Source organism: Mucilaginibacter defluvii (assembly GCF_039543225.1).
GTDB lineage: Bacteria > Bacteroidota > Bacteroidia > Sphingobacteriales > Sphingobacteriaceae > Mucilaginibacter > Mucilaginibacter defluvii.
Map to the genome: position 1 here is coordinate 569088 of NZ_BAABJI010000004.1, position 15523 is coordinate 584610.

The 15523-nt window shown below is 44.0% G+C and carries 15 protein-coding genes; 11 read left to right on the plus strand and 4 right to left on the minus strand.

Annotated features, from left to right (window positions below; all coding sequences use genetic code 11):
• Positions 1–7 precede the first annotated feature (7 nt).
• From ABD960_RS19535 to ABD960_RS19570, 8 genes are all read left to right on the plus strand, one after another.
• The gene (locus ABD960_RS19535; RefSeq protein WP_345333947.1) at positions 8–871 is read left to right on the plus strand and encodes a rhomboid family intramembrane serine protease; all 864 of its coding nucleotides are present in this window, start codon (positions 8–10) and stop codon (positions 869–871) included.
• On the plus strand, positions 861–1967 hold the full coding sequence (locus ABD960_RS19540; protein ID WP_345333949.1) for an endonuclease/exonuclease/phosphatase family protein: 1107 nt from the start codon (positions 861–863) through the stop codon (positions 1965–1967). Before ABD960_RS19535 ends, ABD960_RS19540 begins: the two co-directional genes overlap by 11 nt.
• An 82-nt stretch (positions 1968–2049) precedes the next feature.
• A complete protein-coding gene (gene cysS / locus ABD960_RS19545; protein WP_345333951.1) occupies positions 2050–3510 on the plus strand; it encodes a cysteine--tRNA ligase in 1461 nt (486 codons plus the stop codon).
• A 95-nt stretch (positions 3511–3605) separates the two neighbouring features.
• A complete protein-coding gene (locus ABD960_RS19550; protein WP_345333953.1) occupies positions 3606–4487 on the plus strand; it encodes a DUF4440 domain-containing protein in 882 nt (293 codons plus the stop codon).
• 471 nt (positions 4488–4958) lie between these two features.
• A complete protein-coding gene (locus ABD960_RS19555; protein WP_345333955.1) occupies positions 4959–6269 on the plus strand; it encodes an ammonium transporter in 1311 nt (436 codons plus the stop codon).
• A 135-nt stretch (positions 6270–6404) separates the two neighbouring features.
• Positions 6405–7124: a molybdate ABC transporter substrate-binding protein gene (modA, locus tag ABD960_RS19560; protein WP_345333957.1), complete on the plus strand. Its 720-nt coding sequence runs from the start codon at positions 6405–6407 to the stop codon at positions 7122–7124.
• Positions 7125–7796, plus strand: coding sequence for a molybdate ABC transporter permease subunit (modB, locus tag ABD960_RS19565; RefSeq protein WP_345333959.1), 672 nt, complete (start codon positions 7125–7127; stop codon positions 7794–7796).
• Entirely contained in the window at positions 7793–8413 is a 621-nt protein-coding gene (locus ABD960_RS19570) for an ATP-binding cassette domain-containing protein (RefSeq protein ID WP_345333961.1), read from the plus strand. Before modB ends, ABD960_RS19570 begins: the two co-directional genes overlap by 4 nt.
• Here ABD960_RS19570 and ABD960_RS19575 read toward each other — a convergent pair whose 3' ends face one another.
• The 3 genes from ABD960_RS19575 to ABD960_RS19585 all read right to left on the minus strand — a co-directional run bounded on the left by ABD960_RS19575 (position 8414) and on the right by ABD960_RS19585 (position 11502).
• Positions 8414–8800, minus strand: coding sequence for a hypothetical protein (locus ABD960_RS19575; protein WP_345333963.1), 387 nt, complete (start codon positions 8798–8800; stop codon positions 8414–8416). It lies immediately after the preceding gene.
• Between the two features lie 507 nt (positions 8801–9307).
• Positions 9308–10288 (minus strand): glycoside hydrolase family 43 protein, encoded by a 981-nt coding sequence (locus ABD960_RS19580; RefSeq protein ID WP_345333965.1) that lies wholly within the window; start codon positions 10286–10288, stop codon positions 9308–9310.
• Complete coding sequence (locus tag ABD960_RS19585) at positions 10285–11502, minus strand: DEAD/DEAH box helicase (protein WP_345333967.1); 1218 nt, start codon at positions 11500–11502, stop codon at positions 10285–10287. The genes ABD960_RS19580 and ABD960_RS19585 overlap by 4 nt, the downstream gene beginning before the upstream one ends.
• A gap of 217 nt (positions 11503–11719) precedes the next feature.
• On the opposite strand from ABD960_RS19585, the gene ABD960_RS19590 reads away from it, so the two are divergent.
• From ABD960_RS19590 to ABD960_RS19600, 3 genes are read left to right on the plus strand one after another with little or no spacing between them, the layout of a single operon-like run.
• Complete coding sequence (locus ABD960_RS19590; protein WP_345333969.1) at positions 11720–12406, plus strand: 3-keto-disaccharide hydrolase; 687 nt, start codon at positions 11720–11722, stop codon at positions 12404–12406.
• 47 nt (positions 12407–12453) lie between these two features.
• Positions 12454–14187: a GMC oxidoreductase gene (locus ABD960_RS19595; protein WP_345333971.1), complete on the plus strand. Its 1734-nt coding sequence runs from the start codon at positions 12454–12456 to the stop codon at positions 14185–14187.
• Positions 14188–14198: 11 nt separating this feature from the next.
• Entirely contained in the window at positions 14199–14858 is a 660-nt protein-coding gene (locus ABD960_RS19600) for a gluconate 2-dehydrogenase subunit 3 family protein (protein WP_345333973.1), read from the plus strand.
• A gap of 4 nt (positions 14859–14862) precedes the next feature.
• On the opposite strand, the gene ABD960_RS19605 is transcribed toward ABD960_RS19600, so the two are convergent.
• Entirely contained in the window at positions 14863–15501 is a 639-nt protein-coding gene (locus tag ABD960_RS19605) for a LutC/YkgG family protein (RefSeq protein ID WP_345334484.1), read from the minus strand.
• Between the last annotated feature and the right edge of the window lie 22 nt (positions 15502–15523).

Genomic DNA, 15523 nt, shown 5'->3' on the forward strand with positions numbered 1-15523 from the left:
ATCAACCATGACACTCTGGCAAAATATATCTTATAAGATAAAATATACACAAAGTAAACTGTTCTTGCTGATCGGCATTAACGTGGCGGTTTATTTGCTGATTAACATACCAGCGGTGTTTGAACAGTTGTTTGTATCTGGTTTCGGAAATAGCAGGATTATTGCCTTCAGCCATGAATATTTACAACTGCCTGCCCAGTTCAATGAGTTATTGCATCGTTTTTGGACTCCGGTTACTTACATGTTTATACATGCCGATATTTTCCATATCCTGTTCAACATGCTGTGGCTATACTGGATGGGGCAAATATTTGAAGAATATCTGGGCCATAAGCGTACCATAGGCTTGTATTTGATGGGCGGATTAGCAGGAGCGTTCTTTTTTGTGTTAGCTTTTAATACCATACCGGCCTTTGAGGGCGCAAATGCGAGTGTTGTTGGCGCGTCCGCAGGAGTAATGGCTATTATTATTGCCACAGCCACCTTATTGCCTGATTATACCATCCATCTGTTTTTGTTCGGTCCGGTTAAATTAAAATGGCTGGCTATATTTTATATACTGATAGATTTTTTAAGCATGGCCGGTAGCAACGCAGGCGGTAGCATTGCCCATTTAGGGGGCGCGTTGTTAGGCTTTATCTATATAAAGCGCCTGCAACGTGGCAGCGATTGGGTGGGCAACGTTAACAACCTGTTTAAGCCGAAACCCAAAATGCGCGTGGTTTCAAAAAACCCCGAAAAAACTGCTTCATCCTACCCTGCACAGGACGAAATTGACCGTATATTAGACAAAATTTCACAATCGGGATATGACAACCTTACCCGCCAGGAGAAGGAAGTACTGTTCCGGGCCAGCAAGGATGAACGCTAAAAAAAAGAAAGCCAGTTTTTTTGACCGCATTTTTTTGTGGATAAATATCCTGCTTTGCGCGGCGTTGCTTATTAGCTACCTGGCGCCTATAATTAATCCGGCTAAAAGTTGGGTAATCGCTTTTTTTGGGTTGGCCTACCCTTTTATACTGCTGGTCAACATTCTTATTATCATATACTGGTTATTCCGCCGAAGCCGTTATGCGGTCATATCAATTGTCACTATAGCACTCGGGTATAATATCCTGTTCAATAACATCGGTTTTCGGGCATCAGGCGATAGTAAAGCTACCGCTAACAGCATGCGGGTGCTTACTTATAATGTGCACAATTTTAAGCCATACGGTTTTGAGAACGATTCGGCTACACGGCATGATATTTTGAAACTTTTGGCTGAGCAGCAAGCCGATGTAATTACCTTCCAGGAGTTTTTTACCCGCAAGCGCGGCAAGTATGCCCTTACCGATTCGCTTACAAAGCTGATGCAAAGCAGCCACTATTTTTTTAAACCCATACATTCCAGTCAGCAGGAAGATATCGGCATGGCTATTTTCAGCAAATACCCGGTACTTAATACGGGTTCTATAACCTTTACCAGTCAAAACACTGATAATCAATGCATATATGCGGACCTGGATTATAAAGGTAGAAAGATAAGGATTTACAATGTTCACCTGCAATCGGTAAATTTTGGCCCCGATGATTACCGCTACCTGGATACCGTATCGCAAAAAGGTAAAGCCAGCATGACGGCCAGCCGCCGCCTTGGCGGTAAACTCAAAACCGCTTTTATAAAACGCAGCGAGCAGGTTTTTAAAGTAAAGGAACATGCCTTGGCTTGTCCGCATCCTTATATCATCATGGGCGATTTTAATGATACGCCCACATCATTCGCGGTTAACACCATGGCCAAAGGATTAAAAAATGCTTTCAGGGAAAAGGGGTCGGGCATTGGCCGTACCTACAACGGCAGTTTCCCCAATTACCAGATAGACTACATACTGGCCAGCCCGCAGTTTGATATTGCCGGTTATCGCATCATCGAAAAAAAATTATCTGATCATTATCCGCTCTTTAGCGATGTGGTGCTGAAATAAACGCGCGCCTATCATCATACTTGTATAAAATATAGCAACGTTGGGCATACATTTAGAGGGGGTTTTGTAAGTTTGCGCTTATATGAAACAAAACTTATTTGTTTATAATACTTTAACACGTAAAAAAGAAGAATTTAAACCGCTTAACGCGCCTCACGTAGGCATGTACGTTTGCGGCCCAACTGTTTACAGCGATGTACACATGGGCAACTGCCGTACTTATATATCTTTCGATTTAATTTTCAGGTACCTGCAGCATTTGGGCTATAAAGTACGCTACGTTCGTAATGTTACTGATGCTGGCCACCTGGAGGGCGATGCTGACGAGGGGGAAGACAAAATTACCAAAAAAGCAAAGCTTGAAAAGTTGGAGCCTATGGAAGTGGTGCAGCAATACACGGTTGGCTTCAGAGAGGTAATGAAAACCTTTAACACCCTTCCGCCAAGCATTGAACCTACCGCCACCGGCCACATTATTGAGCAGATTGAGATGGTAAAAGGCATATTAGATAAAGGCCTGGCTTATGAGGTTGACGGATCGGTATATTTTGATGTAGAGAAATACAACAGCAGCCAGGATTACGGCGTACTTAGTGGCCGAAACCTGGAAGATATGCTGAACAATACCCGTACCCTGGGCGGGCAGGACGAAAAACACGGCAAACTTGATTTTGCCTTATGGATAAAAGCTAAACCGGAGCACCTGATGAAATGGCCGTCGCCCTGGAGTGTGGGCTTCCCAGGCTGGCACCTGGAGTGCTCGGCCATGAGCCATAAATACCTGGGCGATCAGTTTGATATCCACGGTGGCGGGTTGGATCTGGTGCCTACACACCATACAAATGAGATAGCGCAAAACATGGCTTGTTGCGGTAAAAATCCGGCGCGCTATTGGGTGCATGCCAATATGCTGACGGTTAACGGGCAAAAAATGTCAAAATCATTAGGTAACAGCTTTTTGCCGCATGAACTATTCTCAGGCAACAACCATATATTGAGCAAGGGCTACAGCCCGATGATGGTGCGCTTTTTTATGTTACAGGCACATTACCGTAGCACGCTCGATTTTGGTAACGAAGCCATGGAAGCATCCGAAAAAGGTTTTAAACGCCTGATGAATGCACTGAGTTTGCTCGACGGATTGAAAGCCAGCCCCTCGACTGAGGTGGAGATACAGCCACTGATTGACCGTTGCTATGATGCTATGAATGATGATTTTAATAGCCCGGTGTTGATTGCCGAGTTGTTTGAGGCATCGCGCATCATTAATTCGGTACATGATAACAAGCTGAAGATCGACACGAAAAATTTAGAGCTGCTTAAAAACATGATGCGCACCTTTGTGTTTGATGTTTTAGGTTTGAAAGACGAGCAAACTGAGAATGACGACCTGCCAAAAATAATGGACTTTATAGTTGACCTGCGTAATGAAGCCAAGGTAAATAAGGACTATGCCACGTCAGACAAAATACGCAACGGCTTGCAGCAAATAGGATTTCAGTTGAAAGACGGTAAGGAAGGTACTACCTGGAGCAAAGCTTAAACTGTTTATAAATTACAGGCAGATATAATTACGTATCATATTATTCGTTAAAGTTACATCTGTCAAATTAATCAACATACACCATACACATATTTATGAAAAAACTACTATTAGCCGCTGGTATTCTGTTTACCTGTAATGGCTTTGTGGCAGCACAAACCGCAAGCGCGCAAAGTGGTGCACCGGCCGAAGTAAAAACCGTTATAGCCGCAGAAAATGCTTTTGAAAAACTGATAGCGCGCAAAGGCATTAAAGATGGCTTTTTAGCCGTTGCCGATCCGGAAGGTATTGTTTTTAAACCTAACGCGGTTAAAATAAGTGAGTTTTATGGCACTATTGCCAAGCAGCCGGGTTTACTTACCTGGCAGCCTAAATTTGCACGTATATCTGCCAGTGGCGACTTAGCCTTTACCGCAGGGCCATACATTTATCAAAACAGTAAAAAGGATGACGATAAAATATATGGCGAATACGTATCCATTTGGCGCAGCGATGCCCAAGGTAAATTAAAATTACTGATTGATCTGGGCATTCAGCACCCAGAACCTACGAAGGAAACTATTGAGGATATAAAAGATCCGGAAGCTGTTAAGGCTTCGGCAAGTAAAGATCCGTTTAAAGGAAAAAATATCATTCTGGCTACTGACAAGCAATTTAACGATGCGCTTTTAAAATCGACCGCCGGCGCTTATAAGGAGTTTTTAAGTCCGGAAGGCCGTTATTATTTCCCGGGCTTTGAAGCCATGACCGGGCAGGATCAGGTTATGCGCTTTGTGCAGAACCAGGCTATATATATTACAGGCACCACTGTTAACGCAGGCCGTTCAGCAAGCAGTGATCTGGCTTACAGCTACGGTACTGCCCGTATAAAAAAAGGCAACATCGTAAGTAACTTTAATTACGTACGCGTTTGGGAGATGGATAAGAGGCACAAGTGGAATATTTTATTAGAGATATTTTCGGCAGTAGAAAACTAAACAGTAAGCCAACCGACATAAAAAGGGGATAAGCAAGAAAAGTTGCTTATCCCCTTTTTTATTCACAGGATTTTAGTTGATGATTACCGGTCGTTTGGGGTGTTGTTACTAGGGTATTTGTTGTTTAGTATTCAAAACGTCGAATTAAATGAGGCTTTTTTCAAAAATGATTGAATAAATTCTTGTATATTTTTAAAAATTTGTTAAAATTGACTGCAATTTTCAATAATTATTATCATATTGCATTATAAAATGTAATTGTCGCTACTTCAAAGAGTGATATTTAGGATATATTGCTATGTTTCGTGTTTTTATAAATAAAACATCGTGCTTGTGTGTAGATGTTCAAGTCCTAAATAATTGTTTTATGGTATTTTTGATTTTTAAAAATTGATTTTGAATGAATAGTAAATTGAATTAACCCCTTTTAAAATATAAATCCGATAAATTAACCCTAACTAAAAAACACAAATGAAAAAAATCTTACCTTTTTTACTGCTGGTGGTAGTTGTGGTGCTCGCACTGCTCTATCCATCTGTTGATGTAACCACTATTGCCGACAGCAAGATTGACAGCGGCGATACCGCATGGCTGTTAGTGAGTACCGCGTTAGTGCTCATCATGACCCCGGGCCTGGCCTTTTTTTACGGCGGTATGGTGAGCAAAAAGAACGTTCTTTCTACCATGATGCAAAGCTTTGTATGTATGGGCATCATTACTATCCTTTGGGTGGTATTTGGTTTCAGCCTTGCTTTCGGTAAAGACATGTTCGGCGGCTTCCTGGGCGACCCTTCAACCTTCTTTATGATGAAGGGAATGCTGGGTAATGACACCTGGCCATTGGCACCAACCATTCCATTGGTATTGTTCGCCATGTTCCAATTGAAATTTGCGGTAATTACCCCGGCGCTTATCACCGGTGCATTTGCCGAGCGTATCCGCTTTAATTCTTATGTAATCTTTCTTTGCCTGTTTATGGTATTCATCTACGCCCCGTTGGCACACGCCACCTGGCACCCGGAGGGTTACTTCTTTAAACTGGGTGTGTTAGATTTTGCCGGTGGTACTGTAGTACACATGTCGGCAGGTTGGGCGGCTTTAGCGTCAGCAATCTACCTTAAACAACGTACGGATAAAGCACATGCGCCTGCCCGTATCAGCTACGTGCTGTTGGGTACCGGTTTGCTATGGTTTGGTTGGTTTGGTTTTAACGCTGGTTCTGCTTTAGGTGCTAACGCACTTGCCGCTACAGCCTTAGGTACTACAACCACAGCATCAGCCGCAGCTGCTATTGCCTGGATATTTTTTGATATGCTGCGCGGTAAAAAGCCATCTGTTGTTGGCGCCTGTATTGGTGCGGTGGTTGGTTTGGTGGCCGTTACGCCTGCAGCCGGTTTTGTTACCATTCCACATTCATTAATTATCGGTATTGTTGCTGCGGTAGTAAGTAACCTGGTAGTGATCTGGCGCAGCAAAACCAGCATTGATGATACGCTGGACGTGTTCCCTTGCCACGGTGTTGGTGGTATGGTAGGTATGCTATTAACCGGTGTATTTGCCCATACTAATGTAAACAGCGCTAACACTACCGGTAATGGCCTGTTTTATGGTGATACCAAACTGTTTGTTACCCACCTTATCGCTTTAGTCGGCGTATCAGCATTCGCATTTGTTGGTTCATTCATCCTGTTGAAAGTTACTGACCTGATCTCAAAACTACGTGTTACCCCTGAAGAGGAAGCTATCGGCCTTGACGTTAGCCAGCACGACGAAGAGTTATAATCAAGATTTTTAATAAATATTAACTGACCATTGTATTTATTTACCGGCTGCGCCCTCCAGGTGCAGCCTTTTTTATTTACAGCCTTTTATATTTGTTGATGTATGATGTTGTATAAAAAGGGCTCTTTGTTACTAATGCTTGTCGCGTTGTCATTAATTGCAATGGCGCAGGATGTTAAGATAGCTGCCGCGGCAAATCTGCAAAGCGTTATAAAACCGCTTGCTGCCGAGTTTAAGAAGCAAACAGGCATCACTGTAACAGCCATACACGGTGCATCGGGTAAACTGACGGCCCAGTCGATGAACGGCGCGCCCTATGACATTTTTCTATCTGCCGATGTGGCCTTTACGCAAACATTATATAATAAGGGTTATTCCATTAACAAACCTATGGTCTATGCCTTGGGTAGCCTTATTTTATGCAGTCAACGGCCCTTTGATACAAAGAGATGGAAAAAATGGCTGACAGATAAATCCACGCAAAAAATCGCAATAGCAAACCCGTCAACTGCTCCTTATGGCAAAGCGGCTATACAGGTATTAAAAGCGGATGCTTTGCTGACAACCTTAAAACCCAGGCTGGTATATGGCGAAAGCATTGCGCAAGTAAATACCTACATTACAACCGGCGTGGTATCAGTAGGTTTTACAACCGAAGCTTTGATTAGAGACCCGCAATTGAAAACCAAACTATACTGGCTTAAAATGGATAACAACAACTATTCACCCATAAAGCAGGCCATGGTACTACTAAAAGCCGGAAAGAATAAAGCAGGTGCCCAAAAATTTTACGAGTTTTTGTTAAGCCCGGCGGCTAAGCGCATTTTTAAACAATACGGTTACCAGGTAAAATAAATGGATGCTGCGCCTATATGGTTATCACTTAAATTAGCAACAATAACAACTATATTGTTGCTGGTCATCTGCCTGCCGCTGGCATGGTGGTTGTCAAAAAAGCGCACTATATTCCGGATGCTGGTTGAGGTGCTGATCACGATGCCACTGGTATTGCCGCCATCGGTGTTGGGTTTCTATCTGCTGCTGGCTTTTAGTCCGCAACAGGGTTTAGGCGAATGGCTGCACGAAGCCTTTGATGTGCAATTGGTTTTTTCTTTCCCTGGTTTGGTATTAGCTTCAGTAATCTACAGCCTGCCGTTTATGGCCGGGCCTGTAAAGTCAGCATTGCAGCAATTGCCTCCCTCGTTAGCTCAGGCATCGTATACGTTAGGTAAATCGCAGTGGCAAACGTTTAAACATATTTTGTTGCCCAATATTAAACCGGCCTTGCTAACGGCCGCGGTATTAACCTTTGCACATACACTCGGTGAATTTGGCGTAGTGCTGATGATTGGCGGCAATATACCCGGTGTTACACGCGTAGCATCCGTAGCGGTATATGATGCCGTTGAGCAAATGGATTTTCTACTTGCCGCCAATTACGCGTTGTTACTGTTCGGCATTACATTTTTATTGCTGACCGGCGTGTTTATCTATAATCGTACACAAATCAAAACTCCGTTGGAATGATTGAGATAGACATCAAAAAAAAACTGAACATCGACAACGGCGGACAATTATTAAAATTTACCGGAAAACTGCCGTTACACACGGTTACTAAAATTACAGGGCCATCCGGTGCAGGCAAAACTACGCTGTTAAAGATAATAGCCGGGTTCATATCACCGGAACTCGGGCGTATTTCCGTCAATGGTTCTATTTGGTTGGATACGGAAGAAAAAATTAATCTATCACCTCAAAAGCGCCTTGCCGGGTTTGTATTCCAGGATTATGCGTTGTTTCCGCACATGACTGTACTTCAGCATTTACAATATGCTACAAAGGGCGCACAATGGATAAACCGGCTGCTGCACATGGCTGAACTAACAGCATTTGCTAATCACAAACCCATGCATCTGTCAGGCGGGCAACAGCAACGCCTTGCGGTTATTCGTGCACTTGCTACAAAGCCAAAGCTGGTTTTGATGGACGAACCATTTTCGGCATTGGATATCAAAACCAAATTGAGGTTTTTGCCGGCATTAAACGGATTGTTTGCCGAAATGCAAACTACCGCAATAATCGTTAGCCATTATCCGCATGAACTGGATGTTTTTGCAGGTAACGGAATCAGTATGGGAGAATGATCAGGGAGCTTTCGCTACTACAATTTTACTCAGGTTGTGCAGATATCGCCTGCCGGTTTTGTAATCTCTTGCAGAAAGCATCTGAATACTTTCAGGCATTACGTTAATATCAACGCCATTTTTTTCAACCAGCATAAATACAGTTTCACCAACAGCGGTGTTATACAACTCGTTCCAGGAGTAAACTACTTTATAACCATCACTTGCCACACAAACCAGGTAAAGCTCACTTAGCAGTTTGGGATTGCTAACATTAAACTTAGTATTGCTTAGTACATCCTTTAACAGAATGCCCTTCAGTTTTTCATCTTTATGCTTAAACGCGCCTGTGTGGCTAGTTGTGTTCAGGCTATCAATATATATGCCTTGTATTTTTGAGCGAGTCAACAGTAATTAATTGTTGTTTAGTTACCTCGCCGCTAATTACAAAGCTTTTGGTTTGTTGCGCGAAGCCTATGGTATGACACATCAGTGAAAGGCATAAAGCAAATAACTTTTTCAGCATCATACCGCTAACTTAATAAATTTACTGTCTTTTTGGAGATGAATTTTTTACCGGGAAAAGTACGTTGAAGAACATATAAAACGTTTTTACAACCAATTTTGCTAAAAGCTTGTTATTAACGGATAATAATATTAAATGAGAAAGTGTTATTATTACAATAATATTGCGCAAATAGAGTTACTTTTGTAGCAATTCAATCGATAACAGTATTGCTGTTTTGATTGTAATAAGTGTTCAGGTGGCGTTGAGTTATCCGTTATCCGAACCAAAATTTAGCTGCTGAATGCAGCATATTGATTTGGCTTTTTTTCAATAAAAAGTATAGTTTAATTTAATTGGTTACCCGCCAGGCGCGAGGCCCAGCGGGTTTTTTTATTTTAAACTGTTGTTTATTTTATCATTCGTGCCGGTACACCTTCGTTTGTTATTTTAACCGGTTTTATTTCTCCATTCTCGTCAAAATAAATACGGTCGATACAGGTTGCACGGTGATTGCCATCGGTTTCGGTAAGCGGGCGGCGGTGATAAATAATATACCACTCATCGGTACCAGGTATGTTTACCATAGCGTGATGGCCTGCGCCGGTAGCTATGGTTGGATCTTGTTTCAGGATAGTATTTATGCGTTTGAACGGCCCTACCGGAGAATCACCGATGGCGTAAGCTACGCGGTAATCAGGGCCTGTCCAGCCGCCTTCACTCCACATAAAGTAATATTTACCCTTGCGTTTAAACATTACCGGTCCTTCCACATAACCTTCAGGTGTTATTAATTTATAAGTTTCACCGTTTTCAAACGGAACTAAACCTGTAAAGTCCTTATTTAACTGGGCAATGTTACATTGCCCCCAGCCGCCGTAAATAATGTAGTACTTCCCATTGTCGTTAAATACGAATTGATCGATAGGCTGAGCTTTGTTGATAATCTTATCAATCAGCGGCTTGCCTAAAAGATCTTTAAACGGCCCGGCTGGATTGTCACTCACAGCTACGCCTATGCCACCATATTCGTTATTGTTCTGGATGTCATTCGCCCCAAAAAACAAATAGTATTTATTACCTTTTTTGGTGATGGCAGGCGCCCATAGCGCGCGCTTAACCCACTTTAAAGCGGAAGTATCAACAATGCTTGGATGCTTGGTCCAATGCACCAAATCCGTTGACGAAAAAGCGTCAAATTTTACCTGTTGATTGTACGGCGCCGAGTAAGTAGGGTATACCCAAAACGTTTTACCAAATATAGCCGCCTCCGGATCTGCGTACCATCCCTCAAATATAGGGTTGCCTGATGTTTCCTTTTTCTCCTGGGCTGATGCCAGTTGCGTTGATGCAGCAAGCACACCCATTAAAAGTATAGTTCTTAATTTCATTGGTTGTTTGTTGGTTTCTTTTTATTACCAAAGCGTTTGTTTTTACGCTTAAAATGGGGCTTCTTTTCTTCCGTTAATACGGGCGCTTCACCCAGCTCGGCAGGTATCGGCTTTTGCTCTATTGTTTTTTCTATGAGCGATTCAATGCTTTTAAAGCGGCGTAGGTCACGCTGATTTACCAGGGTTATGGCCGTACCTGTGGTAGCGGCGCGTGCTGTACGGCCTATGCGGTGTATATAATCTTCCGGATCAGGCGGTACATCATAGTTAATTACGAGGTCTATCCCCTCCACATCAATACCGCGCGAAAGGGCATCGGTACCAATGATAATCGGTAAGCTCTTGTTTTTGAATTCCAATAATATCTGCTCCCGCTCGGCCTGCTCCAAATCGGAGTGAAAGGCGCTGATCTTCAAATTGCTTCTTTTTAGTTCTTTATAAACCTCTTTCACCTTATCCTTGGTTGATGAGAATATGATGATGCTGTTATAGTTGCCATCGCGAAGCAACATTTTTACAAGGCCATTTTTTTGCTGATCGGAAATGTAGTATACCTGCTGATCAACCCCTACGGCAGGCTGCGATACGGCAAGGTTTATTTGCTGCGGATTATGTAGCACCGTTTTGGCCAAAGAGCGTATCCGCGGCGGCATGGTGGCCGAAAACAACAGCGTTTGCTTTTTTTTAGGCAGATAGCTGATGATGCGCGTAATATCGTCCTGAAAACCCATGTCGAGCATACGGTCGGCCTCATCAAGTATCAGGTGGCGTATGTGGTTAAGCTTTAATATGCCCGATGTAAGGTGAGCTATCAGCCTGCCGGGTGTGGCTATAATGATGTTTACGTTGTTTTGTATGCCACGGCGCTGTTGCTCATACACAATACCGTCGCCCCCGCCAAAAACTGCCAGCGAACTGATGCCCGTGAAATAAGCCAGTCCTTCAACCTGCTGATCTATTTGTTGCGCAAGTTCGCGTGTTGGGGCGAGTATAAGCGCTGTGGTGTAATGTTTATGCTCTTCGGTAATAAAATTTAATACGGGTAGTAAAAACGATGCGGTTTTGCCGGTACCTGTTTGGGCACAGGCTATCAGGTCATTACCTTCCATAATAACCGGAATGGCCATTTCCTGTATGGGGGTTGGCTTGGTATACCCCATGCTCAAAACGCCCTCTAATAAATCACTGTTAAAATTAAAATCCTCGAATGTCACGGTCTCTGCTTATGGGTGAGTGCTGCAAGATAACAAAATTTAATTTATACTATTAGCGAGGCTTTTACATACGCGATTTAATAACCTTGCGTTTATAAAATGGTATCTGTTTTTTTACATGCCCGCTTCCAAAATCTAAAGCATCTATTTAAAAAAGCAATATATTTACCGCACCTACACACTTGCACGCACACAAAAAAAACTTATTGAATAAACTATGAAGAAATTATTACCGGGCATTGCTGCTCTATTACTTTGCAACTCAGTACTTGCCCAAACGCCGGCCGCTAAGGATAAGAACGGCTGGACACCCCTGTTTGACGGAAAAACCACCACCGGATGGCACACGTACAATAAAGGCGAAGTAGGCAACGCCTGGACAGTTGTTGACGGCGCTTTAACACTTAACCCTGGTGCCGATGGCCGCGGAGATCTGGTAACTGATAAAGAATACGAAAACTATGAGCTTACCCTGCAATGGAAGATTGCCGAAGGTGGTAACAGCGGTATCATATTCGATGTAAACGAGGATCCTAAATACAGCTACTCATTTTTAACCGGTATTGAAATGCAGGTACTTGATGATGTTAAGGCTGAAGATAACAAAAAAGAAAACCACCTCGCCGGATCGTTATATGACATTATCGCTCCATCAAAAAAAGCAAAACCTGCCGGTGAGTGGAATACCATTAAAATACGCCAAAAGGATGGTCAGCTTACCTTTTGGATGAACGGCAGCAAAACAGTTAATGTTAAACTTTGGGGGCCGGAGTGGAAAGCGTTGGTTGAAAACAGCAAATTCAAATCGTACCCGGCGTTTGCTACCTATCATAAAGGCCACATAGCTTTGCAGGATCACGGTAATACAGTTTACTATCGCGATATTAAGATCAAAGAACTATAATCGGCTTTTTAGCTACTACTATTTATTTATGAGCCGGGAGGACAGGCATGAGTGAATTTCAGATAAAAAAATCGACCGTTGTTTATGACGCTGTGATTGTGGGTTCGGGGGCAGGAGGCGGCATGGCCGGTTATGTATTGGCTCATGCCGGTTTAAAAATATTGATGCTGGAAGCCGGGCCGTTTTACGATCCGGCTAAAAACTCTGATCAGCTGCGTTTCAGCTGGGAATCTCCGCGCCGTGGTGCAGGCACTACCCGCCCTTTTGGTGATTTTGATGCTGCATTTGGCGGTTGGGAACTGGAAGGCGAACCCTATACCACCAAAAACGGAACTGATTTTCAATGGTTTCGCTCACGCATGCTGGGCGGGCGTACCAATCACTGGGGGCGTATATCATTACGTATGGGGCCTAAGGATTTTAAACCTACCGACGGACTTACCGAAGAATGGCCCTTTACCTATAACGAGATTAAGCCTTACTATGATAAAGTTGACCGCCTGATAGGCGTATTCGGCACGGTTGAAAACATTGAGAGTGAACCTGATGGCATATTTCTGCCACCACCCAAGCCAAGGCTGAATGAACTTTTTATAAAAAAAGCAGCAATCAAAGCCGGTGTTACTACTATCCCAAGCCGAGGCTCAGTACTCACCGAAGCATTGCCGGGCAATAAGGACAGGAACGCTTGTTTTTTTTGCGGGCAATGCGGCCGCAGTTGTAAAATTTACGCTGATTTCTCATCATCATCTTGCCTGGTGATACCGGCTTTAAAAACCGGTAACCTGCAGGTTATATCAAACGCAATGGTACGCGAGGTGCTGACGGATAAGAACGGACAGGCCACCGGTGTATCATACGTAAATAAGGATGATATGCTGGAGTACCAAGTAAAGGCGAAGATTGTAATACTGGGTGCCAGCGCCTGCGAGTCGGCAAGGTTGTTGCTAAATTCCAAATCTGCCGCACACCCTAACGGACTGGCTAACGAAAGCAATGTAGTAGGCAAATACCTGCATGATTCAACCGGCTCAAGCGCGTCGGGTTTTTTGCCGCAACTGCTGGACCGTAAGCGCTACAACGAGGATGGTGTGGGCAGTATTCACATTTACTCGCCCTGGTGGCTTGATAATAAGAAACTCGGCTTTCCGCGTGGGTACCATATTGAGTACGGCGGTGGAATGGGTATGCCGTCTTACGGTTTCGGCTCGGGTATGCACTTAAAAAATGGGCTTGTGCCGGGTAAAGACGGTAAAATGAAAGAAGCCGGAGGTTATGGGGCATCATTGAAAAACGATTATCGCAGGTTTTACGGTACCGAGGTGTATATGGCCGGCCGTGGTACCGCCATTGCACGCGCTGATAACTATTGCGAGATTGACCCCGAAGTGGTGGACAAATATGGCATCCCGGTACTGCGTTTCCATTACAAGTGGGCAGTTGATGAGTATAAACAGGCCAAACACATGCAGGAAACCTTTAAGGAGATTATGCACAACATGGGCGCTTTAGGTGCAGAGTTTAAAGGTGTTGATACGGGCTATGGCCTTGAAGCGCCGGGTAAGATTATCCATGAGGTTGGTACGATCCGTATGGGCAACGATCCTAAAAAATCGGCGTTGAATAAATGGTGCCAGGCGCACGATTGCAAGAATCTTTTTGTGGTGGATGCCGCGCCTTTTGTGCAGCAGGGCGACAAAAACGCTACCTGGACCATACTTGCCTTGAGTATGCGTACAGCCGAATATATTTTATCGCAACGTAAAAAATTAAACGTTTAATTGGTGGGAATATGAACAGGCGCGACTCCTTAAAAGCCCTTGGTTTGGGCACACTGTCAACAACTTTACTGCTTGACGCATGCAAACCTAAACCCGAAAAAAAGGCCGCTGAAACCCCGGCGGCAGCACAACCTCAGGCTCAGCCGCAAGCTACGGATACAAACCCCGGCAGGCAGGCCTGGGAGATTGAGCGTGATAAACAATTAATGGCGCAGCGCTTTTTTACCGCTCAGGAGATGGCTGCCATTACTATTCTGTCAGATATTATTATTCCGAAGGATGATGTTTCAGGCAGCGCCTCTGATGCTAAGGTGCCTGATTTTATAGAGTTTATCGCTAAGGATCAGCCCGAACATCAGGTACCGCTTCGCGGCGGCCTGCGCTGGTTAGATGTACAGTGCCTAAACCGTTACAACGCTATATTCGCTGATTGTAAGCCGGAACAGCGCATTGAACTGGTTGATCAGATCGCTTATCCAAACAAGGCAAAACCTGCCATGCGCCAGGGTGTTGCCTTTTTTAACCGCATGCGCGATCTGGTAGCTACCGGTTTCTTCACTTCACAAATGGGGATGAAAGATATTGGTTATGCAGGCAACGCGCCTAACCCGCAATGGGCAGGCGTGCCCGCCGATGTGTTAAAGCAATACGGCTTTTCGAGCAATTCTTAACCTATCATCCATCCAGCAAAAAAACAAATAATTCTTTAGGGCCATGTGCCCCTAAAACTAACGTCTTCTCGATATCGGCTGTACGGCTTGGGCCGGTTACATTAGTTATCATGCTGGGCAGGTTATTGCCGTATTTTTGCTTTAACAGTTTAAAGCCGTCCTTTAAATCCAAAACCATTTGTGAGGTATAGGCTAATACGATATGCACCGGCGGATAGATACTTAGCCTGCGCCCGGCAGCGCCGGCGTTAGAGAGCAGAACGCTGCCATTACGCGCTACAAGCGCCTCGCACAAGGTAAAGCCTACCTGGGCCTGGTCAAAACCCTTATCGGTTTCAAAATACGGATATTCATACTGTTGCAGTATTTGCTGCAACGCCGGCTCCCAGCAATATATTTTGTGCCATTTACGCTCTTCGGCAAGATTAAGCAGGTTTTCTATAAACTGTACTTCATCCTCACAAAAAACAAACTGACCCGCTACAGCCGTAAACTGCTCAGCGAACATCACTTCCAGCATATCGTCGGCAGGCGGGTAAAGCGGCTGGTCTTCAAAGTTCGGGTATGGGTTCTCCCGCTTTTCAAGCAATGCTTTGCGTATCTTTTTTAACAGTTTTTCTTTAGAGGTAGTAATGTCTTTCATCAGTATAAACAACAAAGCCATC

Coding starts and splice junctions, on each gene's coding strand:
- ABD960_RS19600 (WP_345333973.1), top strand. CDS start 14,199: ATGAACAGGCGCGACTCCTTAAAAGCCCTTGGTTTGGGCACACTGTCA.
- ABD960_RS19605 (WP_345334484.1), bottom strand. CDS start 15,501: ATGAAAGACATTACTACCTCTAAAGAAAAACTGTTAAAAAAGATACGC.
- ABD960_RS19535 (WP_345333947.1), top strand. CDS start 8: ATGACACTCTGGCAAAATATATCTTATAAGATAAAATATACACAAAGT.
- ABD960_RS19540 (WP_345333949.1), top strand. CDS start 861: ATGAACGCTAAAAAAAAGAAAGCCAGTTTTTTTGACCGCATTTTTTTG.
- ABD960_RS19550 (WP_345333953.1), top strand. CDS start 3,606: ATGAAAAAACTACTATTAGCCGCTGGTATTCTGTTTACCTGTAATGGC.
- cysS (WP_345333951.1), top strand. CDS start 2,050: ATGAAACAAAACTTATTTGTTTATAATACTTTAACACGTAAAAAAGAA.
- ABD960_RS19570 (WP_345333961.1), top strand. CDS start 7,793: ATGATTGAGATAGACATCAAAAAAAAACTGAACATCGACAACGGCGGA.
- ABD960_RS19580 (WP_345333965.1), bottom strand. CDS start 10,288: ATGAAATTAAGAACTATACTTTTAATGGGTGTGCTTGCTGCATCAACG.
- modB (WP_345333959.1), top strand. CDS start 7,125: ATGGATGCTGCGCCTATATGGTTATCACTTAAATTAGCAACAATAACA.
- ABD960_RS19590 (WP_345333969.1), top strand. CDS start 11,720: ATGAAGAAATTATTACCGGGCATTGCTGCTCTATTACTTTGCAACTCA.
- ABD960_RS19595 (WP_345333971.1), top strand. CDS start 12,454: ATGAGTGAATTTCAGATAAAAAAATCGACCGTTGTTTATGACGCTGTG.
- modA (WP_345333957.1), top strand. CDS start 6,405: ATGCTTGTCGCGTTGTCATTAATTGCAATGGCGCAGGATGTTAAGATA.
- ABD960_RS19555 (WP_345333955.1), top strand. CDS start 4,959: ATGAAAAAAATCTTACCTTTTTTACTGCTGGTGGTAGTTGTGGTGCTC.